At 32.2% G+C, this 25,159-nt stretch carries 25 protein-coding genes; 11 read left to right on the forward strand and 14 right to left on the reverse strand.

The window, feature by feature from the left end:
* Positions 1–11: 11 nt before the first annotated feature.
* The gene (locus JM80_RS09110) at positions 12–1,238 is read right to left on the reverse strand and encodes a M48 family metallopeptidase (protein ID WP_144709811.1); all 1,227 of its coding nucleotides are present in this window, start codon (positions 1,236–1,238) and stop codon (positions 12–14) included.
* A gap of 46 nt (positions 1,239–1,284) precedes the next feature.
* Positions 1,285–2,088 carry an RNA methyltransferase gene (locus JM80_RS09115; protein ID WP_038504509.1) on the reverse strand — a complete coding sequence of 268 codons (804 nt, stop codon included), beginning with the start codon at positions 2,086–2,088 and terminating at the stop codon, positions 1,285–1,287.
* Between the two features lie 88 nt (positions 2,089–2,176).
* On the opposite strand from JM80_RS09115, the gene JM80_RS09120 reads away from it, so the two are divergent.
* Positions 2,177–2,986, forward strand: coding sequence for a DUF6503 family protein (locus tag JM80_RS09120; protein WP_144709814.1), 810 nt, complete (start codon positions 2,177–2,179; stop codon positions 2,984–2,986).
* Between the two features lie 77 nt (positions 2,987–3,063).
* Here JM80_RS09120 and JM80_RS09125 read toward each other — a convergent pair whose 3' ends face one another.
* From JM80_RS09125 to JM80_RS09135, 3 genes are all read right to left on the reverse strand, one after another.
* On the reverse strand, positions 3,064–4,359 hold the full coding sequence (locus tag JM80_RS09125) for an amidohydrolase family protein (protein WP_144709816.1): 1,296 nt from the start codon (positions 4,357–4,359) through the stop codon (positions 3,064–3,066).
* Positions 4,360–4,389: 30 nt separating this feature from the next.
* Entirely contained in the window at positions 4,390–7,353 is a 2,964-nt protein-coding gene (locus tag JM80_RS09130) for an amidohydrolase family protein (RefSeq protein WP_144709818.1), read from the reverse strand.
* Positions 7,354–7,490: 137 nt separating this feature from the next.
* On the reverse strand, positions 7,491–8,558 hold the full coding sequence (locus JM80_RS09135; protein WP_144709820.1) for a DUF3810 domain-containing protein: 1,068 nt from the start codon (positions 8,556–8,558) through the stop codon (positions 7,491–7,493).
* 76 nt (positions 8,559–8,634) lie between these two features.
* On the opposite strand from JM80_RS09135, the gene JM80_RS09140 reads away from it, so the two are divergent.
* Positions 8,635–10,086: an aminoacyl-histidine dipeptidase gene (locus tag JM80_RS09140; RefSeq protein WP_089118056.1), complete on the forward strand. Its 1,452-nt coding sequence runs from the start codon at positions 8,635–8,637 to the stop codon at positions 10,084–10,086.
* A 73-nt stretch (positions 10,087–10,159) separates the two neighbouring features.
* Here JM80_RS09140 and JM80_RS09145 read toward each other — a convergent pair whose 3' ends face one another.
* The 4 genes from JM80_RS09145 to JM80_RS09160 all read right to left on the reverse strand — a co-directional run bounded on the left by JM80_RS09145 (position 10,160) and on the right by JM80_RS09160 (position 14,120).
* Entirely contained in the window at positions 10,160–11,236 is a 1,077-nt protein-coding gene (locus JM80_RS09145; protein WP_144709822.1) for a glycoside hydrolase family 5 protein, read from the reverse strand.
* A 125-nt stretch (positions 11,237–11,361) separates the two neighbouring features.
* Complete coding sequence (locus JM80_RS09150) at positions 11,362–12,537, reverse strand: peptidylprolyl isomerase (protein ID WP_144709824.1); 1,176 nt, start codon at positions 12,535–12,537, stop codon at positions 11,362–11,364.
* Between the two features lie 21 nt (positions 12,538–12,558).
* A complete protein-coding gene (gldI, locus tag JM80_RS09155; RefSeq protein WP_144709826.1) occupies positions 12,559–13,104 on the reverse strand; it encodes a gliding motility-associated peptidyl-prolyl isomerase GldI in 546 nt (181 codons plus the stop codon).
* Positions 13,101–14,120, reverse strand: a complete 1,020-nt coding sequence (locus JM80_RS09160) for a bifunctional oligoribonuclease/PAP phosphatase NrnA (protein WP_013619849.1) — start codon at positions 14,118–14,120, stop codon at positions 13,101–13,103. Before JM80_RS09160 ends, gldI begins: the two co-directional genes overlap by 4 nt.
* Before the next feature lie 151 nt (positions 14,121–14,271).
* Between JM80_RS09160 and JM80_RS09165 the strand changes: the two genes are divergently transcribed.
* Together JM80_RS09165 and JM80_RS09170 are read left to right on the forward strand one after the other, a co-directional pair.
* The gene (locus tag JM80_RS09165) at positions 14,272–15,306 is read left to right on the forward strand and encodes an alkaline phosphatase D family protein (protein ID WP_144709828.1); all 1,035 of its coding nucleotides are present in this window, start codon (positions 14,272–14,274) and stop codon (positions 15,304–15,306) included.
* Positions 15,307–15,419: 113 nt separating this feature from the next.
* Positions 15,420–15,839 carry a nucleoside-diphosphate kinase gene (locus JM80_RS09170; protein ID WP_013619847.1) on the forward strand — a complete coding sequence of 140 codons (420 nt, stop codon included), beginning with the start codon at positions 15,420–15,422 and terminating at the stop codon, positions 15,837–15,839.
* A gap of 75 nt (positions 15,840–15,914) precedes the next feature.
* Here the strand turns inward: JM80_RS09170 and JM80_RS09175 are convergent, their stop codons facing one another.
* The 3 genes from JM80_RS09175 to JM80_RS09185 form a co-directional block, all read right to left on the reverse strand.
* Entirely contained in the window at positions 15,915–16,211 is a 297-nt protein-coding gene (locus tag JM80_RS09175; protein ID WP_144709830.1) for a DUF721 domain-containing protein, read from the reverse strand.
* Positions 16,211–16,636 carry a hypothetical protein gene (locus JM80_RS09180; RefSeq protein WP_089118058.1) on the reverse strand — a complete coding sequence of 142 codons (426 nt, stop codon included), beginning with the start codon at positions 16,634–16,636 and terminating at the stop codon, positions 16,211–16,213. Before JM80_RS09180 ends, JM80_RS09175 begins: the two co-directional genes overlap by 1 nt.
* A 126-nt stretch (positions 16,637–16,762) precedes the next feature.
* Entirely contained in the window at positions 16,763–17,842 is a 1,080-nt protein-coding gene (locus JM80_RS09185; RefSeq protein ID WP_144709832.1) for a DNA replication/repair protein RecF, read from the reverse strand.
* 124 nt (positions 17,843–17,966) lie between these two features.
* Between JM80_RS09185 and JM80_RS09190 the strand changes: the two genes are divergently transcribed.
* The 7 genes from JM80_RS09190 (at position 17,967) to JM80_RS09220 (ending at position 24,225) form a co-directional block, all read left to right on the forward strand.
* The gene (locus JM80_RS09190; RefSeq protein WP_013619843.1) at positions 17,967–18,728 is read left to right on the forward strand and encodes a tol-pal system YbgF family protein; all 762 of its coding nucleotides are present in this window, start codon (positions 17,967–17,969) and stop codon (positions 18,726–18,728) included.
* A 7-nt stretch (positions 18,729–18,735) separates the two neighbouring features.
* Positions 18,736–19,218, forward strand: coding sequence for a 6,7-dimethyl-8-ribityllumazine synthase (gene ribH / locus JM80_RS09195; protein ID WP_034644587.1), 483 nt, complete (start codon positions 18,736–18,738; stop codon positions 19,216–19,218).
* A gap of 175 nt (positions 19,219–19,393) precedes the next feature.
* Positions 19,394–19,684: a hypothetical protein gene (locus JM80_RS09200; protein ID WP_013619841.1), complete on the forward strand. Its 291-nt coding sequence runs from the start codon at positions 19,394–19,396 to the stop codon at positions 19,682–19,684.
* Positions 19,684–21,564, forward strand: a complete 1,881-nt coding sequence (mutL, locus tag JM80_RS09205; protein WP_144709834.1) for a DNA mismatch repair endonuclease MutL — start codon at positions 19,684–19,686, stop codon at positions 21,562–21,564. Before JM80_RS09200 ends, mutL begins: the two co-directional genes overlap by 1 nt.
* Positions 21,564–22,307: a rhomboid family intramembrane serine protease gene (locus JM80_RS09210; protein WP_013619839.1), complete on the forward strand. Its 744-nt coding sequence runs from the start codon at positions 21,564–21,566 to the stop codon at positions 22,305–22,307. The genes mutL and JM80_RS09210 overlap by 1 nt, the downstream gene beginning before the upstream one ends.
* Positions 22,308–22,309: 2 nt before the next feature.
* Complete coding sequence (locus JM80_RS09215) at positions 22,310–23,191, forward strand: rhomboid family intramembrane serine protease (RefSeq protein WP_144709837.1); 882 nt, start codon at positions 22,310–22,312, stop codon at positions 23,189–23,191.
* Positions 23,192–23,373: 182 nt separating this feature from the next.
* Positions 23,374–24,225, forward strand: a complete 852-nt coding sequence (locus JM80_RS09220) for an endonuclease/exonuclease/phosphatase family protein (protein ID WP_235183523.1) — start codon at positions 23,374–23,376, stop codon at positions 24,223–24,225.
* Here JM80_RS09220 and JM80_RS09225 read toward each other — a convergent pair.
* Positions 24,208–24,522 (reverse strand): DUF6122 family protein, encoded by a 315-nt coding sequence (locus tag JM80_RS09225; protein WP_013619836.1) that lies wholly within the window; start codon positions 24,520–24,522, stop codon positions 24,208–24,210. The genes JM80_RS09220 and JM80_RS09225 overlap by 18 nt on opposite strands.
* On the reverse strand, positions 24,515–25,147 hold the full coding sequence (locus JM80_RS09230) for a WbqC family protein (protein ID WP_013619835.1): 633 nt from the start codon (positions 25,145–25,147) through the stop codon (positions 24,515–24,517). Before JM80_RS09230 ends, JM80_RS09225 begins: the two co-directional genes overlap by 8 nt.
* Positions 25,148–25,159: the final 12 nt, after the last annotated feature.

Raw genomic sequence — 25,159 nt, forward strand, 5'->3', positions numbered from 1 at the left:
ATCAACAAAAATTATTTTTTTAAATTGTTAATTCTGTCAATTAGAGTAGGGTGAGAATAGTTCATAAAAACATATGCTGGGTGGGGCGTAAGGTTGCTTAAGCTTGTTTTTGACAACTTTTTTAATGATGTAATTAATGGCATTGAAGCGTATGTTTTTTTAGCATAATCATCTGCTTGGTATTCAAACTTTCTAGATAAGTAGTTCATTATTAAGCTTGTAGTTTCTGATATAGGACTGTACAATATGCCAAAACCTATTAAAGCAGCATGAAAACTAGGTACGGTTACACCAATTGCTAAAGAAATACTAGGTGTATTTATAAAAATTGATAAAATGTACAATGTTAAACCAGTAAGTAAAATTGAAGCAGTTAAATTAAATAAAATATGCTTGCGTTTGTAATGTCCAACCTCATGCGCTAAAACGGCAATTATCTCCTCTTCGTCTAAATCTTTAACAAGCGTGTCATACAACGTAACTCTTTTTTGTTTTCCAAAACCAGAGAAATATGCGTTAGCTTTGGTAGATCTTTTAGAACCATCTATTATAAAAATATTTTGGAGTTCAAAACCAACTTTTTGAGCGTATTCTTCAATTTTAGTTTTAAGACTACCATTTTCTAAAGGCGTTTGTTTGTTAAAAAGGGGTACAATTAACTTGCTGTAAAACATATTCATGAAAATTGAAATAATAGAAATTGCCACCCAAGCATATATCCAAAAATTTGTGCCAGCCCAGTTGTAAAACCAAATAACTAATCCTAAAAGAGCACCGCCAATAATGGCAGTTAAAAACCAACTCTTAATTAGGTCTAAAAAAAATAACTTTTTAGTAGTTTTATTAAACCCAAATTTTTCTTCTATTACAAAGGTGCTGTAGTAAGATAAGGGTACATTTAAAATACTGTTGCCTATCATTATAATACCAAAAAAAATAATAGCAACTAAAATAGGGTTGTCTGTTATGCTACGCGCAAAATTATCTACCCAAGCAAACCCTCCAAAAATTAAAAACGACAGTGTTAGTAGTACAGAAAAACTACCAGAAAATACACCAAATCTATAGTTTGCAGTTTTGTAACGCTGAGATTTAATGTACTCTTCTTCATTAAAAATGCCGTTTAGCTCCTGTGGTATAGCTTCTTTAAATTTTTTAGCGTTTAAATAATCTACAGCAGCATCTATTACAAATTGCAGTATAATAATGCTTAGTATTACATAAAAAAGAATACTCATAAATATAGTTATTGGTGGTGGTTTGGTTTTGTAAAAATAGTAAATACTAACTTCTTTGTCGTTTTGCTTCAAAAATAACTACAGCAGCAGCTACAGAAACGTTCATAGAGTCTATTTGGCCTTCCATAGGAATTATAATATTTTGGTTAGAGTTGCTTAACCACTCTTTAGATAAACCTGTTGCCTCTGTACCCACTACAATGGCAGATCCGCTGGTATAATCTACAGTTGTATATATTTTTGAAGCGGTTAGCGCAGCACAATACGTAGCAATATTATGTTCTTTTAAGTACGCTATAATTTCAGACGTTGTACCCGTTGCAATTTTAGTAGTAAAAACGCAACCTACGCTAGAACGTATAATATTAGGATTATAAAGGTCTGTTTTAGGATTGGCAATAATAACAGCATCTAAATTTGCAGCATCTGCTGTACGCAATAACGCACCAATATTACCTGGTTTTTCTGGAGCTTCTGCTATTAAAATTAGAGGTTTTTTTGAGCTTAGTTGTAAGTTGTTTATAGTATGATTTTTACTTTTTACAAGTGCTACTACACCTTCTGTAGTAGCTCTGTATGCTATTTTTTGGTACACATCTAAGTTAACCTCTATAACATTTGTAGTGCTATTATTTTTAATTAAGTCTGTAATAGCCTGCTCAGAAATTAAATCTTTACAAAAAAACAAGGTTTCAATACTATAGTTTCCTTTTAAAGCAAGTTGTAACTCTCTGGCACCTTCTAGCACAAAAAGATTACTTTTTTTACGCTCTCTAGACTTGTCCTTTAGTACTAAAGTTTTTTTAATTAGCGGATTTTGTAAGCTTGTTATTTGTTTAAATGTATTCATTACAACAAAAGTAATGTAATATTGTAAATTATAGATTAGCATTACGACGAATTGTAAATTATAACTAATAAATTAAATTTTTTAAAAAATGAAGTATTTAGCATTGGCCTTATTTTCTGTTTTAATTGTTTCTTGCAAACAAGAAAAAAAACAAACTACAACAGAAAAAGCTGAGACAAAGGAAATATTAGAAGTAAAAATTAACGCTTACCCTAATGAGTTGCAACAAGTTTTTGATGCTCACGGAGGTATAAGTGCTTGGAAAAATATGAAAAGTTTGTTTTTTGACATTCCTAAACCAGATGCTAGAGAAACACATACTATAAACTTACACACAAGAGAAGATAAAATAGTTACCCCAAAACATACTATTGGGCATAACGGCTCTAAAACTTGGTTGTTAGATACTGAAGGAGAATTTAAAGGCGATGCTGTTTTTTACCATAACCTTATGTTTTACTTTTATGCAATGCCTTTTGTTTTAGGTGATGATGGTATTGTTTACGGTGAAACAGAACCTGTAGTTTATGAGGGGAAAAGTTATCCTGGAGTAAAAATTAGTTACAACCCTGGCGTAGGAGCATCTTATAAAGATTTATACTTTATACATTTTGATCCGGATACAAAGCAAATGGCTTGGTTAGGTTATAGCGTTAGTTACAGAAGCGGAGAAGTTAGTAATAAGTACAGTTGGATACATTATAATGATTGGGCTACTGTAAATGGTTTATTGTTACCAAAGTCTATTACGTGGCACAATGTAAAAGAAGGTGTTATTAAAGATGCAAGAAATACAGTTACATTTGAAAATATAGAGGTTAGTAAAGAGGCAAAGCCATCATCATTTTTTGCTAAGCCAGAAGCTGCAGTTTTTGTAGAGGGTAAAATACAGGAATAAGTTACTGTAACGCACAAAATAAAAAAGCCTCCAAAACATATGTTTTGGAGGCTTTTATTTCTAAGTAGACAAAAGTATTACTCTCCTCTATTATATTTACCCATATATCTTTTATACAATTCTGTTTGGTGTGTTTCTAAAGACACATCTCTACCGTCTATAAAAGCTTTTTGTAGTTTATTAGTACGCATTTCTAAAGCATCTCCTTCAGAAATAAATAAAGTAGCACTTTTGCCAACAGCCAACGTACCGTGTGTATCATCAATTCCTAAAATTTTAGCTGTATTACTAGTAATTAATTGCAAAGCAGCTTCTTTTTCCATACCGTAAGCTACAGCTTGACCAGCGTAAAAAGGTAAGTTTCTGTTCTGGAAATTTGCTTCACCATTATTTTGTATACCAACTAGCAATCCGCCTTCTGTTAATAGCTTAGCCATTTTATATGGTAAGTCATAATCATCATCATTATTACTTGGTAAATTATGCATTGCTCTTACTAAAACAGGAATATTGTGTTTTTTTAGAAAGTCTGTAATTTTATAGGCATTATATCCGCCAACTAAAACAACATTTTTAATGTCATTTTCTTTTAAAGTTGTTACAGCGTCTATAATTTCTTTTTCACCATCTGCATACACATATAATTTTTGTTCTCCAGAGAAAAGTCCTTCCATAGCAGCAAACTCTTGATGAAAAGGTTTGGCTGTGGTTTCATTATAAGCTTTAGCGTTTACAATAAAATCTACCACATTAGAAATGTCTTTTTTGTAATTTTTATTTGGTTGTAAACCTCTTGGTTCACCTAGCCACCAACGGCCTCTTCTGTATGAGTTTGGCCAGTGTAAATGTATACCGTCATCGGTTTTTACAGCAGCATCTTCCCAGTTCCAAGCATCTAATTGTACTACAGAAGATGTACCAGGTATAACACCACCTCTTGGAGCTATTTGTGCCATAAGTACACCATTAGGGCGCATACTCTCTATTACTTTAGATTCTGAGTTATAAGCAATTAAACTTCTTACGTGTGGTATCATTCCACCAATTTCTGCTTGGTCATCACTAGCTCTTACAGCATCTACTTCTACCAGACCTAAAACCGTACATGCGGCAATAAAACCAGGGTATACATGTTTTCCTTTAGCATTAATAACCTTTCCTTTACGAGCAATTCTCATTTTAGCATCTCCTACAAAGGTAATTTTACCACCTTCAAACATAATAAGAGAGTTTTCTATAACTGTACCGTCACCTAAGTGGGCAACTGCACCCTCTATGGTAATGGCTTCTTTTTGTGGGCTAGCTGGTGTTTGTTGTGCAAACCCATTTGCGGAAAAGCAAAATACTAGCAGTATGTATATAATTTTTTTCATTTCTGTTATTTTATATGTTGTCTATTAGGTTTACCACTCAGCATCCATAGTATCACAATGGAACTTAGGTTTTTGTTTCTTAATAGGCTTTTGTGTTGGTTTGCCACCTTCTTTTTCTTCAAGCATCATTGTAATAAGCTTGTTTCTTTCGTTTTTAATAGCAGTTCTTTGTTGTTTGTCTTTTTCTAAATCAAAATATACAACACCTTCTATTAATGTTTTTTCTGCTTTTGCATAAACAGATAGTGGATGGTTGTTCCAAAGCACTAAATCTGCATCTTTACCTTCTTTAATACTACCTACACGATTGTCTAGGTGTAATAATTTAGCAGGATTAATAGTTACCATTTTCCAAGCCTCAAGCTCTGTCATATCTCCGTATTTAACAGTTTTGGCAGCTTCTTGGTTTAACCTTCTAGACATTTCTGCATCATCACTGTTAATAGCAACAGTAACACCTTGACTTTGCATTATAGCTGCATTGTACGGTATAGCATCATTAACCTCATACTTGTAAGCCCACCAATCACTAAATGTAGATGCACCAACCCCGTGTTCTTTCATTTTATCTGCAACCTTGTAACCTTCTAAAATATGTGTAAAAGTGTTTACTTTAAAGTTGAACTTTTCTGCAACTTTCATTAACATATTAATTTCTGACTGTACGTAAGAGTGGCAACTAATAAAACGTTCTCCGTTAATTATTTCTGCAATTACTTCCATTTCTTCATCATAACGGTATGGTTCACCACTTTTTTTCTTTTCGTCATATTCCTTACCACGTTGAAAGTAATCTATAAACATTTGTTCTACACCCATTCTTGTTTGAGGAAAACGAGAACGACTGCCCCAGTTGCTTTGTTTTACATTTTCACCTAAAGCAAATTTTATAAATTTAGGAGAATTATCGTAAATCATTTCATCTGCACTTTCTCCCCACTTTAACTTTAATAAAGCAGAACGCCCTCCAATAGGGTTAGCAGAACCGTGTAATAATTGTATAGTTGTTACACCACCAGCAAGATTGCGGTAAATGTCTACATCTTCGTTATCTACTACATCTTCCATTTTTACTTCTGCAGAAGAATTTTGCCCGCCTTCATTAATACTTAAGCCTGCAATATGTGAGTGCTCATCTATAATACCAGCTGTTAAATGCTTACCAGTTGCATCTATAACTGTTGCTCCACCTGCACTTAAGTTGGCACCTATTTTTACAATTTTACCCTTTTTTACAAGTACATCTGTATTTTTTAAAATACCAGCATCTTCACTTGTCCAAACTGTAGCATTTTTAAACAATATGTTTTCTTGTTTTGGTTTGTTTGCGTAACCATAACCAACGTTAGGGTAGGTAACCGGCATTAAATCTGGTGTAGTAGTTTCTTTTTTCTTTTTCTCTTTCTCTTTTTTATCTACATCTCCTGTTTTTGTAGCAACAAAAGTAGATTCAGTTCCGTTTGGTAATACTAATTTACCGCTAATATTGTTAGAGTTAGGGGTAACAATACCCGTCATTCTATATCTTTTTTCTCCTTCATTAGTGGCAAAGGCAAGATCTATCCAATTCTCTTTATATGAGAATTTAGACTTAATAGTGGTAGAGTCTTGTTTTAAAGTAGCAGAAGGTTTATCTGTAGCCCCTTTAATTTCTAACTTATAAGTTGTGCCATCTACAGCTAAATTATAGGTTCCATTTATGTCTTTAACATCTTTATCTGTTATTACATTTTTTTGTCCTTGAACCCAGTTTTCGTAAAGTGTAGTGTTTTTGTCAAAAACATCACCAGAAGTAATTAAAAAGTTTGCGTAGCTGCCACTTTTAAGAGAACCTATTTGGTTAGATTTACCAAGTATTTGCGCAGGTACAGTTGTTAAAGCCTCTAGAGCTTTTGTTTTTGGTAAACCGTATGCAATAGCTTTTAATAATTTACTTTTAAAAGCAGCAGGAGATTTAAGGTCATACGTAGTAAACGTAAAAGGAACACTGTTATCTGCCAGTACTTTTGGGTTAGAAGGTGCTTGGTTCCAACGTCTCATATCTGCTAAAGAAACATTATCTGCTTGGTATGGGTTAGATACATCATAAGCATCTGGAAAGTTAATAGGTACAATGTAGGTAGCATTTGTAGCTTTAATATCTGCAATGCTCTCATACTCATTACCACCAGCTAAAATTACATATTGTATATTGTTTGCGTCTCCTATTTTATCTGCTCTTAAAGCGTGACCCTTATCACCAGCTTCAAAAATTTGAACCAAACCTTTATTTTTATTTAAAGCTTCTAAAGACAAATCTTTTGTGTCACTATTGCCATTTGCATACCAAGCAGCATCAGAATACATTTGCCTTAGTAAAGCCAAAGAACCCATTAATGAAGAAGGGTAAGATTGTTTTTTTATGGCGCTCCTAGTTAAAGAAAAATATTGTGCAGATTTGTCATCTAAAATACGGTCGCTATTTGTACCATCATCATTTAAAGTAACAAGTATACCTGTACCACGAGCAATACCATCTTGTATATGAGAGTTTACAACACCAAAACCTGCTTTTTGGTATTCAGCAGCTTTTTTAGCATCAAACTTAAAAACAGATATAGCATTATTTTCTGGCATTATATGGTCATTCCAATAATAACCGTGTCTTGTAGCTTCATACTGTGTAGATCTACCGCCAGATGCTTTAGGCTTTTTTACACCAAAGTCCGAGTAAATATCTATAAACGAAGGGTAAATAGATTTTCCTTTTAGGTTTACAGTTACTGTATTTTTAGGTACAGTAACACTTTTACCTACTTGTACTACTTTTCCGTTTTTAATAAGTAGAGTTCCGTTTTCTACAACTTGTGTAGGAGTAACAAATATTTTAGCATTTGTAAAGGCGGTGTAATTATTGTTTTTAGATTTTACACCAGTGTTTGTAGGGAAATAATCCTGTGCAAACACGGTAGCACTTGCCAAAAATAGGGCAAGCGATAGGAGTCGTATTCTCATATCGGTTTCTTTTTGAGTTGATTAGTAAATTAGTCTGTCTAAAGATATGTAAACAGGCATTTGAAAATCGTAATAAAATGTTAAAATTACTGTGCGTACGTATGTAAATGTACCGCTATACTATAGATCTTAATATTTTATAATGGGTGTTTTTGATGGTAGGCAACCAATAATGTTACAATTCTGCTGTAGCTTTTCATACCATCTGTTTGGTTGTTTGCTTTTAAAAAAGTGCTGTAAACAGATTTTAGAACAGGCTCCATAGGGTTTTCATAATTACCCCAAAAAGTACTTAATTCTTGGTAGTTTTTTTTAACTCCAACATTTAAATTACTATAAAGTTGATTAAATAATTCTGGATTATTGTATCTAATATCACTTAAACAATAGCTTAATGCGTATGAGTAGGCAGCATATTTAAAGTAAATATCTGTATTGTTAGCAGTTATCAAATACCCAATAAAATTGGTTTCATTTTCTGCAGAATATCCAATTTGGTGTCCGGCTTCATGACCTGCAATTACAGGATACCTGTACAGTGGAATTTTACCATTTACCTGAGCTTCATTAGTAAAAGGGTTAAGGTAGCCACCGTAACCTGCATAGCTTAAACCTGTACTATATAAAGAGGTTTTTAAGCTAGGTGTTTGATAATTTAAAAATGGGTATTTTTTTTGTAATTCCGTGTACCCTACGGTTGTTAAATCATAAATCTCTGCTTTGTTATAGGGCATAACAACAGCTTTAGTACTGTCTTCTGTAATAGTTTTATGTATGGTATTTGTTTTTTCTATTAACCTAGAAACAAAAGATTCTAATTCTGCTAAAGAATGATTCTCTTTAATTTGTAATGTTTTGTATAGTGGTTCTCTGTAGTAATTTAACCCCCAACAAAAATGAAAAGTAAAATAAGCAATAGATAAAACTACCAGAATATTTCTTAAAAAAATGAGAGGTTTTTGCTTTATATATTTTCTTTTTTTAATAACGTATTTAAGAGCAAATATAATTAATGCAGCATATAAAATATCGCCAACAGAAAATGGTATCCAACCTAATAAATACCTAAAAAACTTAGAAGTGTATTGGTACAAACCATTACTGTAATATTTTTCAATAAATGCAGGATAGTTGGCCAACCATTTTACCAATACTATTTGTATAGGCAACAAAAGAGCAATACCATTTTTTAATTTTGACTTCATTACATCAAAAATAAACAATACAAGACATAAAATCGTTTTCTATTATGTAATTTTGAGGCCTAGAAAATAAAAAGAAATGAGTAAAGATATAAGAGAGTTAGAACCCAAAGCAGTTTGGAACAAATTTGCAGACTTAAATGCAGTGCCAAGACCTTCTAAAAAAGAAGAACGTGTTATACAGTTTATGTTAGATTTTGGCGCTTCTTTACAATTAGAAACTTTAAAAGATGAGGTTGGTAATGTTATTATTAGAAAGCCAGCAACACCAGGTTTAGAAAATAAAAAAATGGTTACGTTGCAGTCTCATTTAGATATGGTACACCAAAAAAATAACGATACTGTTTTTGATTTTGATACTCAAGGCATACAAATGTACATAGATGGTGACTGGGTTAGAGCTCAAGGAACTACGTTAGGAGCAGATAACGGTATGGGTGTTGCTACAATAATGGCTTTGTTAGAAAGCACAGATATACCACACCCTGCTTTAGAAGCTTTATTTACTATTGATGAAGAAACAGGAATGACTGGTGCTATGGGGTTAAAAGGTGGCGTTTTGCAAGGCGATATTCTTTTAAATTTAGACACAGAAGAAGATGATGAGATTGATATAGGTTGTGCAGGAGGTATAGATATTACTGCAAGAAGAATTTATGAATTAGAGCCTGTGCAGGCAAACTTTACAGGATATAAAGTAACAGTTAAAGGATTAAATGGTGGCCATAGTGGTATGGATATACACCGTGGTTTGGGCAATGCTAATAAAATAATGAATAGGCTGCTTTATAACATAAGCTTACATACTGATTTGGCCATTTCTGAGATTGATGGTGGTAGTTTGCGTAATGCAATACCAAGAGAAAGTAATGCTATTGTTGCTGTAAAAGTTACAGATGAGTTTTTGGCTAATTTTGAAAAGTTGGTAAATACTATTAAATCTGAATTGAAAGTTACGGAGCCAAATTTAATTATCTCTTTAACAGAGGTTGCCTTGCCAGAAAATGTTATGGAAAAAGAGGCTCAACAAAAAATGTTACGTGGTATTTACACAGCACATAACGGTGTGTATGCAATGAGTGCTAGTATGGCAGATTTGGTAGAGACATCTAACAACATAGCAAGAGTTATAGTTAAAGACGGAGCAATAAAAATAGGATGCCTAACTAGGTCTTCTGTAAACTCTGGAAAAATGGATTTAGCTAACGCATTAAAGTCTGCTTTTGAATTAGCAGATTTTAAGGTAGACTTTAGTGGTGAATATCCAGGATGGAATCCTAATCCAGATTCGGCTATTTTAAAAGTGTTAAGTGCACAGTATAAAACCGTTTTTGGTACAGATGCAAAGGTGGTGGCTTGCCATGCTGGTTTAGAGTGTGGTATTTTAGGTCAGAATTACCCAGATATGGATATGATTAGTTTTGGGCCAACTATAAAAGGAGCTCACTCACCAGATGAACGTGTTAGTATTTCTTCTGTACAAAAGTTTTGGAAATTTACTTTAGAAGTGCTAAAAAATAGTCCGGCTTAAAGCATTATATAACTTTATAAAAAAATCCCCATTTGAAAACATCAAATGGGGATTTTTAGTATTAAGGTTTTATTTAAAAAGTAGGATTCTTTTCTATTAATTCTGTTCGTACTAATTTTCCAGATTCCGTTACTTGATCTAAGCTCCAATTACCATTGCCACTAGCTCCAGGAGTTAATGCCGCAGATTTTTCGTTTTTATCTGCTATAGACCAATTACACCATGATATTTTGTTATCGTCTAAAAATTTCCACCAAGCTTTACTCTCTGCAGTGTCTACATACCCATCACCAGTATATTCTGTTGTGCCATATTCTGTAACAAAAATAGCCAAGTTGTTGTCTATGGCTTGTTTGGCAATATCTCTTAAATATTGCTTGTGACTAGCTGCATAGTAATGAAGAGTATACGCTACGTTGGCATCATTAATTTCATTGCCAATTACTTCATCAACACGTTGAGACCATACTCTAGTACCACAAACTACAATATTGTCTGGGTCATACTTTCTAATTTCTTTAATAACAGCTTCATGGTATGGCTTAAGTGTGTTGTTCCATGAAACACCATCTAAAGGTTCGTTGTAAATTTCGTAGATTATGTTAGGCTTGTCTCCGTATTTTTGGGCAACTTCTGCAAAAAAACTTTTAGCTTCACTTAGGTGATTTTCTGCGTGGTGACTGTGCCAATCTACAATAACATAAATACCTTGTTCTATAGCGGCATCTATAACTGTAAATATTTTAGCTTTTTCTCTTTCTGGGTTGCTTAGGTAACCATCATTATCTTCTACAGCCATAGCTGCTCTTACAATGGTAACGTTCCAATCCTCTTTTAGCCATGATACGGTGCCTGTTGTGTAGTATTGTGGCATCCATTGGCTCCAAAATAAAGACATACCACGTAATTGTATTGCGTTGTCATTTTTGTCTACAATTTTACTTCCTTTAATGCGTAGTTGTCCGTACGCATCTACAACAGTTTTTGCAGTGTTGTTACTGTTGTTTTCATCTTCATTGGTGTTTTCTTCTTCTTTAGTTTCTTCGTTATTATTATTAATTGCATCTATTAGGTCGTTAGATGAATTGTCACAAGATAAAAAAGATAAAAAAAATACGAGTAATACTGTTTTTAATGCAAATGTTTTCATAGCGTTTTTTATTATTAAAGGTTTACTTGGGGAGAATTATTTGTAGTAAATGTATTACAAATAAAAAAGACTGCCAAAAGCAGTCTTTTAATTTATTGAAACTTTTTTGTTAAGAAACGTGTAGTTTATTGAATACCAGTGATTTCTACATCAAAAATTAAATCGGCGTTTGGAGGTATTGGTCCGCCTCCTTGTTCTCCGTAACCTAAGTGAGGTGGAATAAACAAACGAACTTTATCGCCAACTTTCATACGTAATAGCCCTTCTTTAAAACCAGCAGTTAATCTAGACTCTGGACTGTATTCCATTGGGTATGGGCTTAAATCGTTACCGTGCATTTTGTAAATAATATCATATTTTCCAAACTCTTTAGCAACGTCTTCCATTGTGGTATCAAACAAAGTGCCATTGCTTAACCAACCAGCATAGTTTACCAAAGCTTTTTGTCCAATTTTTGGTTTTTTACCAGTACCTTCTTTTAAAACAAGCACTTTTAAGCCAGAAGGTAAAGTTTCTGCTTTTTTAATTTGCTCGGCAGTTTCTGCAGCAAAAGCAGCTTCTGTTTTTTTAGCTTCTTCAGCTAAAGCAAGTTGTCTTTTTTCTTCTTCTTTTTCTTCTTCAAAGTAAGCTGTCATTACTTTAATTGCATCAAACTTTTTAGCCTCTTTACCTTTTTTTACTATTTCTATGGTAGAGATAACAACATCTTCTAAAGGTCTGTTTTTTGCAGCTACTTTTACATTTGCAATAGAGTCTACAACTTCTAAACCTTTAACAACTTCACCAAAAACAGAATGACATCCAACTCTAGGATTATCACAATTTTTTAAATTACCAAACTCATCTAAACCATCTAAGAAAGGAGTAGGAGCGTGAGTAATAAAAAACTGGCTGCCATTAGTTTTGGGTCCAGAGTTAGCCATAGATATAATACCTTTTTTTGTGTGACGAAGAGAATCGTTAAACTCGTCTTTAAATTTATAACCAGGGTTACCCATACCTGTTCCTGTTGGGTCTCCACCCTGAATCATAAAATCTTTCATTACTCTATGAAAAATAATACCATCGTAGTATTTTTTACCTTTGTATTCTTCACTAACAAACGGACTTTTACCTTCTGCTAAAGAAACAAAATTAGCAACAGTAACTGGTGCTAAATTGTACTCTAACTTTACTAGCATATCTCCTTTATTGGTTTTTATATCTGCATACAACCCATCTTCTAAGTCTGCATATTGTCCAGATTTACAGCCTACCATTGCAGATACAGCTATTAATAAGATTAAAAAACTTTTTTTCATTTTTACTTTTTTAGTTGATTTTTAATTTAGAATACTATCTTTTTCTACTTTTAATATAGATACTACTGCTTTTAAAGGTATGTTGGTTCCTATTTTATTATCGTCTCCGTGGTAGCCGTAGCCTAAAGAAGAAGGAAATAAAAAGGTAGCAGTCTCATTTTTTTTTAAGAGTTTTACACTTGTACGTAGGCCTAAAAATAGTTCTTGCTTGTCTACTTTATATTGTATAGTCCCAATTTCATTAAAACCATAAATAGTATCATTATTAAGGTCTAATAAACTATAACGCATAGTAACCAAATCATCTGGTTTTATGGTTTGTGTTTGCTCTTGGTTTTTTTTATTGTAAAAATACCAAGCTCCATTTGTACCACTTATGTAGTTGTGGGCAGTATCTTTTTTTATTATTCGTTGTATAATTGCTTCTTCTTCTGCAAGTAGTAATTTATTTCGTTTTATAGATTGTTTTATGTAACTACCTGTTTTTACTTCTATAGGTCTTCTTGGTTCTGGACCATCACAACTTATAAAGCAAAGTATTAGTGCTAAGTATATAACTTTTTTCATCCTTTTAATTGATCTTTATAACTGTCTAACAAAGCAACAAATTTTGCTGTGGTTTCTTCTAAAGAAACATTGCTTTTACCACCAGCAGCATTGTCGTGCCCGCCACCTTCAAAATGCGCTCTTGCAAATTCGTTTACAGAAAAATTGCCTTGAGATCTAAATGATATTTTTATAATTCCTTCATCTTTATTTTCAATAAAAATAACAGCAAAAATAATATTGTCTAAAGTAAGTCCGTAATTAACTATACCCTCTGTATCTCCTTTTTTAAATTCATTTTCATCTAACTCTTCTTGGCTAAGTGTAATGTATGCAGTATGGTAATCTTCTAGTATAACCATATTTTTTAGGGCACAACCTAAAATATGTAATCTACTAGGAGAATTGGTGTCAAACACCTTATTGTGTATAGCCATATTTTCTGCTCCTTTATCAATTAAATCTGCAACTACGCGGTGTGTTCTGCTTGTTGTAGATGAGTATTTAAAAGATCCAGTATCTGTCATTATACCAGTATACAAGCAGTTTGCTATTTTGCTTGTAATTTTGCTAGTGTCTTGTTCAATGGCTTCAATAAAATTATATACCATTTCACAAGTAGAACTCATATGCACATCAGAATATGTAACTTTTGCGTAGTCTGATGGTGCTTGGTGATGATCTATCATAATAAAGGTACCTTCTGCAGCTTCTAAGGTTTCTTGCATAAAACCAACCCTAGATAAATGATTAAAATCTAGTGTAAAAATTATACTAGCTTCTGTAATATATTTTTCAGCTACTTCTTTGTCATTTTCAAAAATGATAATTTCTTCTTGTCCTGGCATCCATTTTAAAAACTTAGGAAAGTCATTAGGAGCTATTACAACTGCTTGTTGTCCTTTGTTTTTAAGGTAATGCATTAGTCCTAAGGTAGAACCTATGGCGTCACCATCTGGATTTTTGTGTGGTATTATAACTATTTTATGTGGTGAGCTAAGTAAGGACTTCACCGTTTTACTATCTTCTTTATTCATATGCACCAAAGATAGTGTTTTTAGTAAATGCTCAAAATACCGGTAGCTTTTTATAACTGCCAATCTTATGTTTTGGTTAATACCTTATGTAATGCTTTAGTATGTGAAAAAATAGTCTTAAAATTGTTACTTAAACTATAATTTTAATATTTTGAAGAAAACTATTTTTGTGCTTGGTTTATTGGTTGCTTTTAGCGCATGTAAAACAGTAAAACCTGTAGAAACTACTGTAACTACAGAAACTAAGCCAGATTTTACCATTGCTTTTGGATCTTGTAACAAACATGATGAGGTAAACCCTTTGTGGGATGATGTTTTAGCAGCCAATCCTAATTTGTGGATTTGGGGAGGAGATAATATTTATGCAGATACAGATAATATGCAGCAGTTAAGAGCTATATATGCAGCTCAAGACAATGTGCCTGGTTACAAAAAGTTAAAAGAAACTGTACCAGTAATTGGTACTTGGGATGATCATGATTATGGTTTAAATGACGGTGGAGTAGAGTTTAAGGCTAAAAAAGAAAGTGAACAAGAGTTTTTAGACTTTATGGATGTTGCTAAAGATAGTCCGCGTAGACAAAGAGAAGGTGTTTATGCAGTACATAATTACAACTTGCCAAAAGCAAAAGTAAAGGTATTAGTTTTAGATACGCGCTATTTTAGAACAGCACTAACGCCAGCTACAGACAACAAAAGGCGTGTGCAACCAAATGTTTACGGAGAAGGAACTATTTTAGGAGAAGAGCAATGGAAATGGTTAACAGAAGAGCTAAATAATTCTGAAGCAGATTTTAATATTTTAATTAGTAGTGTACAATATTTATCTAACAAGCACGGTTTTGAAGGATGGGGAAATTTTCCGCATGAGGTAGACAAGCTTAAAAAACTTTTAGTAAAAACTAAGGCTAAAGGAGCAATGATATTATCTGGAGACCGACATATATCTGAGTTTTCTGTAGACACAGTAAAAGATTTAAACTATCCGCTGGTAGATTTTACAAGTAGTGGGTTAACACATACTTACACTGGTTTTTCTGGAGAAGAAAATCCATACAGGGTAGGAGAAGTTGTTTTTGTTAAGAGTTTTGGTTTGTTAAATTTTGATTTTGACACTAAAACAGTAATCTTTAAAATGATAGGTGATAATGGTAAGGTGTTAGGAGAATTAAAACAAACCTACTAAGCAGCTTAATATCATTAACCTAACAATCTAGTAACAGTTGCTTTACAAGCTTTTAAACTAATTTGTTGCGTGTTATATTAAAAGCATTATTTTTGCAAAAAATTTAAAAGACGATGATTACAAACAGAACTTTTACAATGATTAAGCCAGACGGTGTAGAAAATGGTCACATTGGTGGTATTTTAGAAAAAATTACATCTGCAGGTTTTAAAATTGTAGCTATGAAATATACGCAGTTAAGCAAAAGAGATGCAGAAGCATTTTATGCTGTACATAGCGAGCGTCCGTTTTTTGGAGAGTTAGTAGAATTTATGACAAGAGGTCCTATTGTTGCTGCTATCTTAGAAAAAGATAACGCTGTTGAAGATTTTAGAGCTCTTATTGGTGCAACTAACCCAGCAGAAGCTGCAGAAGGTACTATTCGTAAATTATATGCAACTTCTATAGGAGAAAATGCAGTTCACGGATCTGATAGTGATGAGAATGCTGCTATTGAAGGAGCTTTCCATTTTTCTGGAAGAGAAATTTTCTAGATATATACCAAAACATAAAAAAAAACCATCAAGTTTTTGCTTGATGGTTTTTTTATGTTTTAAAATGAAAAGTATTTAACGTAGTACTAATTTTTTTACCACTTCTTTTCCTAAATCTTCATTTATCATTTTAATAATTTTTGAATTGCCGTGACTTAATTCTTCTCTTAATACAGAAGAACTTAGAGATACGTACAAAGTGCCATTACGTAATTCTACAGTAGTAGTATAATTATTTACACCAGGTCCCATAAGGTTTTTCCAAGCAGCACGTGTATCTACACCGTCTATACCACGGTCTAATCTATTTTCTTTTATAAAATCTTGTAAAAGATCTCCTAATTGCAGATTTTCTTTTTTGCGTTTTGCCATTATTGCTCTATTTGTATAGGTTGGTAGCGTTTGTAAACGTATGTAATTTGCTCTGTATCCTTAACTGTAAAAGAGTTTTTGCTAAGGCTTAATAACTCTTCTTCTCTTTCTGTAAGGTTATTGCTGTATGTTATGGTAAAGGTACTTTGTTTTTGTGTAATAGTAACTTTATCTACATCTTTATTTGTGGTAAAAGTGCCTCCAATTTTTGGCTGTACTTTTGTTCTAAATCCTTTTTGGTTATTAATTTCAAAAAAATCTATAATAGGGCTTGCTTTATACTCTTTGCTGCTGCCATCAGCAAAAAAAACTTGAGTAATTTCCCAATAGCCATTAAGCAAGTGTATATCTTCTTTTTTTACAGTAGATGAGTTGCTACAGGCTATAAATAGTATTGTTAAACATATAATTGCTAGCTTTTTCATTGTTAAAATTTCTTGTTTAAAGGATGTACAGTGACTTGAAAAATACAAATTTAAGTATAAAATAACGGCAACTTTTAATGTTATTTTGTTTTATGAATATAAAATATAAACTGTAAGTATAACTAGTTATATTTTAAATATTTTGTAACTCTGGTGTATATTTTTTACCACATTTTCAGTTCGGTCTGCGTGCGTATCACTAATAAAAATTTGTCCAAAATTATCGTCATCTACTAAAGATACAATTTGTGCTACGCGGTTTTCATCTAACTTGTCAAAAATATCGTCTAACAATAGAATAGGAGTTGTTTTTGCTTGCGCTTTAATAAAGTTAAACTGAGCCAGTTTTAAGGCTATTAAAAATGATTTTTGCTGCCCTTGGCTACCAAATTTCTTTACAGGGTAATTGTTAATTTCAAAAGACAAATCATCTTTATGAGTACCAACTGTAGTGTATTGCACAGCCCTATCTTTTTCTAAACTTTCATTAAATAATTGCAGTAAATCTTTGTCTAGTAGCTTGCTATTGTATGTAATTGTTACATCTTCTTTTCCGCCAGATATTGCAGCATATTGTTCTTTAAAAATAGGAATAAATTCATTTAAAAATGCAACACGTTCTTTGTGTATAATTGTACCATATTCTTGTAATTGCTCATTATAAACACTTAGTGTAGTTTTGTCAAAAGTATGGTTTACAGCAAAGTATTTTAAAAGAGAATTACGTTGTAAAAGTATTTTATTATATTTTAAAAGAGCAGTTAAATATTCTTTATTAGATTGAGATACTACACCGTCTATAAACTTACGTCTTGTGTCACTACCTTCTAAAATAAGGTCGCGGTCTGCCGGAGAAATAATTACCAACGGCAAAAAACCAATATGGTCAGAAAACTTATCATATGCCTTACCATTTTTTTTAATAACCTTTTTAGCACCTTTTTTTAAACTGCAAATAATTTTTTCTTCCCTATCGTTTTTAAAAAACAATCCATCAACAACAAAAAAATCTTCACCGTGTTTTATATTTTGTGACGCAATAGGATTAAAGTAACTTTTGCCAAAAGATAAATGGTAAATAGCATCTAAAATATTTGTCTTTCCTACGCCATTACTGCCAACAAAGCAGTTTATTTTAGCGTCAAAATCAAATTCTTTAGAGTCAAAATTTTTATAATTTACAAGCGATAATTTCTTTAAAAGCATTCTGTTTTTGGCAAGTTTTATTTTAAAAATATAAGAGAAGTCGCAAATTATTGAAAAATAACGAATAAATAAGGTTTTAGATTTCAATAAAAACTTTATTTTTGCGCGATTAATAAAATTAACTATGGCTACATATAAAAAGCGAGGATACAAACCAAAGACTAAAGAAGAAGAAGTAGAAATACAAGAACAAGATAGTACAACTGCAGAGGTTTTTAATACTTTAGATGAAAGTGCGTCCAAATCTGAGGAGTGGGTTGCAAAAAATCAAAAAGCAATTTTAGGCGTTATAGGTGTTATTGCTGTTGGAGTTTTAGCTTATTTAGCTTATGTTAATTTTGTTCAAAATCCTAAAATTAACGATGCTAATAACGAAATGTACTACCCACAACAGTATTTAGACCAAGCGTTAAATGATGCATCTGCGAATAAAGATTCTTTATTAACTTTAGCCTTAAACGGGTCTGAAGGTAAATACGGATTTTTAGATATTATAAAAAATTATGGTGGTACACCAACTGCTAACCTAGCAAATTACTCTGCTGGTATGGCTTACTTAAATTTAAAAAACTACCAAGAGGCTATTAATCATTTAGAAGATTTTAGTACTAGTAATGTTACTTTAGGAGCTTTAGCTAAAGGTGGTATAGGTGATGCTTTTATGCAGTTAAACCAAACTGAAGATGCTTTAGAGTATTATGAAAAAGCAGTTGCTCAGGGAGATAACGATTTTACAACTCCAAGATATTTATACAAAGCTGGTGTTGCAGCATTAGAGTTAGGTGAAAAAGATAAGGCGTTAAAGTACTTTGAGAGAGTGAAAAATGAATTTTCTACTTCTTTAGAGGCTTCAACAATTGATGCATTTATAGGAAAAGCTAAATAATATAGATATGGCTACGGCTAATAAAAATTTATCAGTATACGATAAAACTTCAATCCCAAACGCGAAAGATTTTCGGTTTGGGATTGTTGTTTCAGAATGGAACACAGAAGTTACAGAAGGGCTATATAATGGAGCTATAGAAGCTCTTTTAGATTGCGGAGCTGTAAAAGAAAACATTGTAAGATGGGATGTTCCCGGGAGTTTTGAACTTACTTACGGTAGTAAAAAAATGATTGCAACAAAAAAAGTAGATGCAGTTATAGCTATTGGTAGTGTTATACAAGGAGAAACTAAACATTTTGATTTTGTATGTAGTGCAACAGCGCAGGGTATAAAAGACCTAAATGTTTTAACTGATACACCTGTTATTTTTTGTGTACTTACAGACAATAACTTGCAACAAGCAATAGACCGTAGTGGAGGTAAACACGGTAATAAAGGAACAGAAGCTGCAATAGCAGCAATAAAAATGGCTGCTTTAGGAAACTAATACTGCCAAATACACTTATTAAATACTCTTAAAAAGTCTTTTAAATAAGATTTTTTAAGAGTATTTTTTTTATACATTTTTTTTGTTTTTATGTTAATTTGACTTGTTAACAAGTTTTGGCATAGTATCTGTGCTATTTTTTGTGTTTTTAAGTACCTTTGAAAATCTAGTTATTATGGGAAAATTTACAAGATTACGGAAAAATAAGTCGTACGACTATAAGCCTCGTTACTATGATGATAAAGGTGAGGGTAACCCGTATAAAATTCAGCACAAACTAGATAAATACCGTACAACTGTTGGCCCAAAACAAGGATTAAAAAGTAAGTTTGGAAACGCTTTTTCTGATCTGCGTAAAGAGGGAGACAGAAATATGAAAATACGAATGGCAATTATAATAGCTGTTTTGGTTTTCGCTTTTTTATACATTATAGACTTTGATCTTTCAATATTCTCCATAAAATAATGGCAGATATCATAAAACTTTTACCGGACCACGTTGCAAACCAAATTGCAGCGGGTGAAGTTGTTCAGCGACCAGCTTCTGTAGTTAAAGAACTACTAGAAAATGCAATTGATGCAGGAGCAACTAGCATAAAATTAATAATTAAAGATGGTGGTAAATCTCTAATACAAGTTGTAGATAACGGTATTGGTATGAGTGCTACAGATGCAAGACTTAGTTTTGAGCGCCACGCAACATCTAAAATACAAAGCGCAGAAGATTTGTTTAATCTAAACACAAAAGGGTTTAGAGGAGAAGCTTTAGCTTCTATTGCAGCAATAGCACGTGTAGATTTGCAAACAAAAACTGCCAACGAAGAAATTGGAACTGCTATAGAAATTGAGGGTAGTGAAATTAAATCTCAAGAGGTAGTAGCTACGCCACAAGGAACTTCTTTGGCTGTTAAGCACTTATTTTTTAATATTCCTGCACGTAGAAATTTTTTAAAGTCAGACGCCGTAGAATTACGCCATATTACAGATGAGTTTCATAGAGTAGCTTTAGCTCACCCATCTATAGCATTTAATTACTACAATAACGGCAGTGAACTTTTTAACTTGCCAGAATCTAATTTTAGACAAAGAATAGTAAATATTTTTGGAAAAAAGTCTAATGAGAAATTGGTTCCTGTTAATGAGGATACACAAGTTGTAAAAGTTTCTGGTTTTATATGTAAGTCTGAGTTTGCTAAAAAGAGTAGAGGTGAACAATACTTTTTTGTAAATAACAGGTTTATAAAAAGTCATTATCTTCATTATGCAGTACTTGCTGCTTTTGAAGGCTTAATTAAACCTGGGACTCATCCTGGTTATTTTTTAAATTTAGAGGTAGATCCTTCATCAATAGATATAAATATACACCCAACTAAAACAGAGGTGAAGTTTGATGATGAACAAACGTTGTATGCTATTTTAAGGTCTACTATAAAACATAGTTTGGGGCAATTTAATGTTGCGCCTACTTTAGATTTTGATCATAATAGTAATTTGCAAACACCATACGAGTATAAAAATAAAAATGCTGTTTTACCAAAGGTAACCGTAGATTCAACTTTTAATCCGTTTGCAGAAGAAACCAAGCCAACAACCGCTAGCAATAGCCCTTCGGCGTCTTCAAGTTCTTTTTCATCTTACAAAAAGCCTAGTCCGCAAAGTTGGGAGAGTCTTTATGTAGAAACGCCCAATACAGAGGTAAAATCTACTGGTTTTGAAGGAGTAAGTTTTGAGTCTGAAGTAAGTGCAAAGTCTATTTTTGATGATACAGAAGATGATTTAGATACTTCTGCAATTACTTTTCAGTTAAAAAGAAAGTATATTGTAACTACCATAAAATCTGGTATGGTTGTTATAGACCAAGGAAGAGCCCACCAACGTGTGCTGTACGAGAAGTTTTTAAGAACAGTTACTTTAAATGAAGGTTTAAGTCAGCAGCTACTTTTTCCTATACAATTGTCATTTTCTTTAGCAGAAATTGATATTTTAAAAGATATAAAAGACAATTTAACTACTATGGGTTTTGTTTTTGGACAAATAAATGAAAATATAGTAGAAATAAATGGTATTCCGCCAATGGTTGCAGAAGCAGAGGTAGATACTATTTTTGATGAATTAATGGCAGATTGCCAACAAAATGTTGGTGCAGATGGTTTTTCACAAGCAGATATTTTAAGTAAAGCTTTGTGTAAATCTTTGGCTGTTAAAACAGGAGACGTTCTAGATAAATTATCTCAGGCTGCGTTGGTAAACGATTTGTTTGCTTGTACAGAGTCTATGGTTAGCCCGTTTAACAAACCAATTTATGTTACCATCACAGAAAACGATATTGATAAAAAATTTATGTAATGGGTAGACTTACAGATGTTATAAAACATTTAATAATAATAAATGTTATTTTCTTTTTAGCAACACAAACATTAGGAGACCAAATGTACCAATGGTTTTCTTTGTGGTTTCCAGAAAATGAAAATTTTCAGCTATGGCAGTTAGTATCACATATGTTTATGCACGGTGGTTTTATGCATATAGCATTTAATATGTATGCTTTATATGCTTTTGGTACACCTTTAGAACAAATGTGGGGTAAAAACAAGTTCTTATTCTTTTACTTTTCTGCAGGTATTGGTGCGGCGTTAATACATACAGGTGTTAACTATTTTTACTTTAACCAAGGTTTAGATGCCATTGTAAACTCTGGTGTTTCTAAAGAGCAAGTAATGGGTATTGTTGCTGAAGGAAAATATATGCCAGATTGGTATAACGTAGCATCTAAAAGTACAATAGATAATTTTTTAAGCGCATATAACACGCCTGCTGTAGGTGCTTCTGGTGCTATTTATGGTATTTTAGTTGCTTTTGGTATGATGTTCCCTAATGCAGAATTAATGATGATATTTTTACCTATACCTATAAAAGCTAAGTACTTTATTCCTGTTTTAATTGGTATAGATTTGTTTTCAGGCTTAACAGGCTATTCTTTATTTGGTGGAGGTATTGCACATTTTGCACATATAGGTGGTGCTATATTTGGTTTTATAATGATGTGGTACTGGAAAAAAAATCAGTTTAATAACAATCGCTGGAATTAAAAATGAACGGAGATTTAAAATATCAATACGCAAGATTAAATATTGCTGAAAAATTAATAGCTATTAATGTTGTTATTTTTCTACTTAATTTAATATTGGTTAATCTTTTTAGATTGCCCAACATTGTAAACTGGTTTAATTTACCAGAAAATATGGGTGATTTTATTCTGCAACCTTGGTCTATAGTAACTTATTCATTTTTTCATAGTGGTTTTGGTCATATTTTTTGGAATATGCTAATGCTATACTTTTTTGGAAGAACATTTTTAAATTTATTTGATGCTAAAAAGTTTTTAAATGTATACTTTTTAGGCGTAATAGTAGGCGGGTTTCTGTTTATGATAGGCTATAATACAATACCTGCTTTGCTAAATCAGAATGGAGTATTAATAGGTGCTTCTGCAGGCGTAACTGCAATTTTAATTTATGTATGTACTTATTTGCCAAACCAAACTGTACGTTTACTAATTATAGATTTAAAATTATGGCATTTAGGTGTTATTATTGTTGTTTTAGATTTGTTAAGGTTGTCTAATGGGCAAAATGTAGGAGGTATGCTGAGTCACTTAGGTGGTGCAGCATTAGGTTATTTTTACGCCAAGCAACTTATGAATGGCAAAGATATAGGAGCTGGTTTTGGTAGGTTTATGGATAGCATAGCAAATTTATTTAGGAAAGATAAAAAAGCGCCTATGAAAACGGTTTATAAAAGCGCAAAACCTAAGTCTACAACTACTGGCTCTACCACAGCTAATGTTGACCGTAAAAAAGCAGATAAACAGCGTAAAATTGATGCTATTTTAGATAAAATTAGCAAATCTGGATACGAGAGTTTATCTAAAGAAGAAAAAGATTTTTTATTTATAGCAGGTAAAGAGGACTAGTGAAAAAGCAATCTTTTTTTAACAGATTTGTGTTTGTTCTCAATTATTTGTTTGCATTACTGCTTTGTATCTCTTATTTAGCACCATATGTTTCGGTCAAAATTCTTCCATTTTTATCAGTTTTTAGTTTGTCATTGCCTTTGTTGGTCTTGGTAAATATTCTTTTTTGCTTGTATTGGCTATTGGCTAAAAATAAAAGAATTTTACTTTCTGCACTTGTACTTTTTTTAGGCTATTTTTTAGTAGATTCATTTATAAAATTTAATTTTTCTACAGAAAAGAATAATGAAACTAGTTTAACTGTAATGACTTACAATACTAGAGGATTTAATAAATATGAATGGTCTAGTGATAAGGCTTTGGGAGATAAAATTATTGACTTTGTACTGAAAGAAGACCCAGACATTATTTGTATACAAGAGTTTAGTAGGGTTCGCTACCACCAATTGAAGCACAGGTATAAATACAATTATGTTGCACCCGGATTTTATGTAAATAAAGTAAACCAAGCTATATATTCTAAATACCCAATACTAAACACAGGTGAGTTGCCATTTAAGCTTACAAACAACATTGCTAGTTTTGCAGATATAGCTTATAAGAACGATACAATAAGGGTTTATAATTTGCACTTAGAGTCTTTAAAGGTTGTGCCAGATATGGAGACAATTTCTAATGAAGAGTCTTCTAAATTATACGGTAGAATTACAAAGTCTTTTAAAAAGCAGCAAGACCAAGCCAAAATTGTACAAGAGCATATAAAGGGAAACCCATATAAAACTATTGTTTGCGGGGATTTTAATAACAATCAATACTCTAATGTGTACAGAACAATTAAGGGAGATTTACTAGATACTTTTAATGAAAAAGGATCTGCTTATGGCAGAACTTATAACTTTAAATATTACCCAGTTCGTATAGATTTTATTTTGGCGAGCAAAGAGTTTGAAGTTATCGCACATAAAAATTATGATAATAAATTATCAGACCATTTTCCTGTAATGGCTAGTTTTAATTTAAGAATTAATAAATAAGCAGTCTACAAAATCTGCAAGCATATGTAGTAATAATGCTATGCCAAAAATTCTTGTTTTCTTAAAAAATAATAAAGAAATATATATACCCATTGCCCAATAAGTATGTAATGGATGAAAGTTAATGCTGCATCTATTGGCTTCAAAAATAGGTGTGGCAAGTAAGTGGTCTAAATCTATTAAAATAGCAGCTAAAAGTATTATAATAGCCCTTAAGCGTTGCTCTTTGTAAAAGAAATAACCAATTACAATAGGCGCTATAAAATGTATACCATAATGTAAGCAGAATCTAAGCATTTTTAAATGCTATATTATGGTTTTGTAAATAGGTCAATGCATTTGTTCCTTCATTAAACAATAAATCTAATATGCTACAGTTTTCTATAAAACCATTACGATCATTAAATACCTGAAAATAATTTTCTTGCTTAAAGTCTATTTTATTTTTAGATGATATTAAAAAGCGCCCATCTATATAGTCTTTAGGTTCTTTTTCAAAAGTAGTAGTTTTCTCTTGTGGCATATCAATTTGCAAACAATCACAAATTAGAGCAGTGGTTTCTAAATTTAGATCTAGTAAAAAGTTATGTTTTTTTTCATAAAACGGAGCAATTTCGTCTTCATAAAACTCAAAAAAAGCAGATGTTCTGTAGGCTGTTTCTAAGGTTCTCCAATGTTGTCTTTGCCAAGCATAATCATTTTCTACCCTTACATCTTTGTATTTTTGCTTGCCTTTATCTTTGCCAACGTGTTTTATAGGTATGTTTAGCATATGTTTGCCTACATCTGCAGAAATATAAGACCTATTTCTAAAGGTTTGTTTTTGGTAATTATCATTTACTTCCCAACATACATTGTTGTTTGCTATAGCAACAAAATTTGCAATATTTAAAAAATATCCAGGATGAAGTAAAACAGACATTATATTTATATG

This window comes from Cellulophaga sp. RHA_52, assembly GCF_007827205.1.
GTDB lineage: Bacteria > Bacteroidota > Bacteroidia > Flavobacteriales > Flavobacteriaceae > Cellulophaga > Cellulophaga lytica.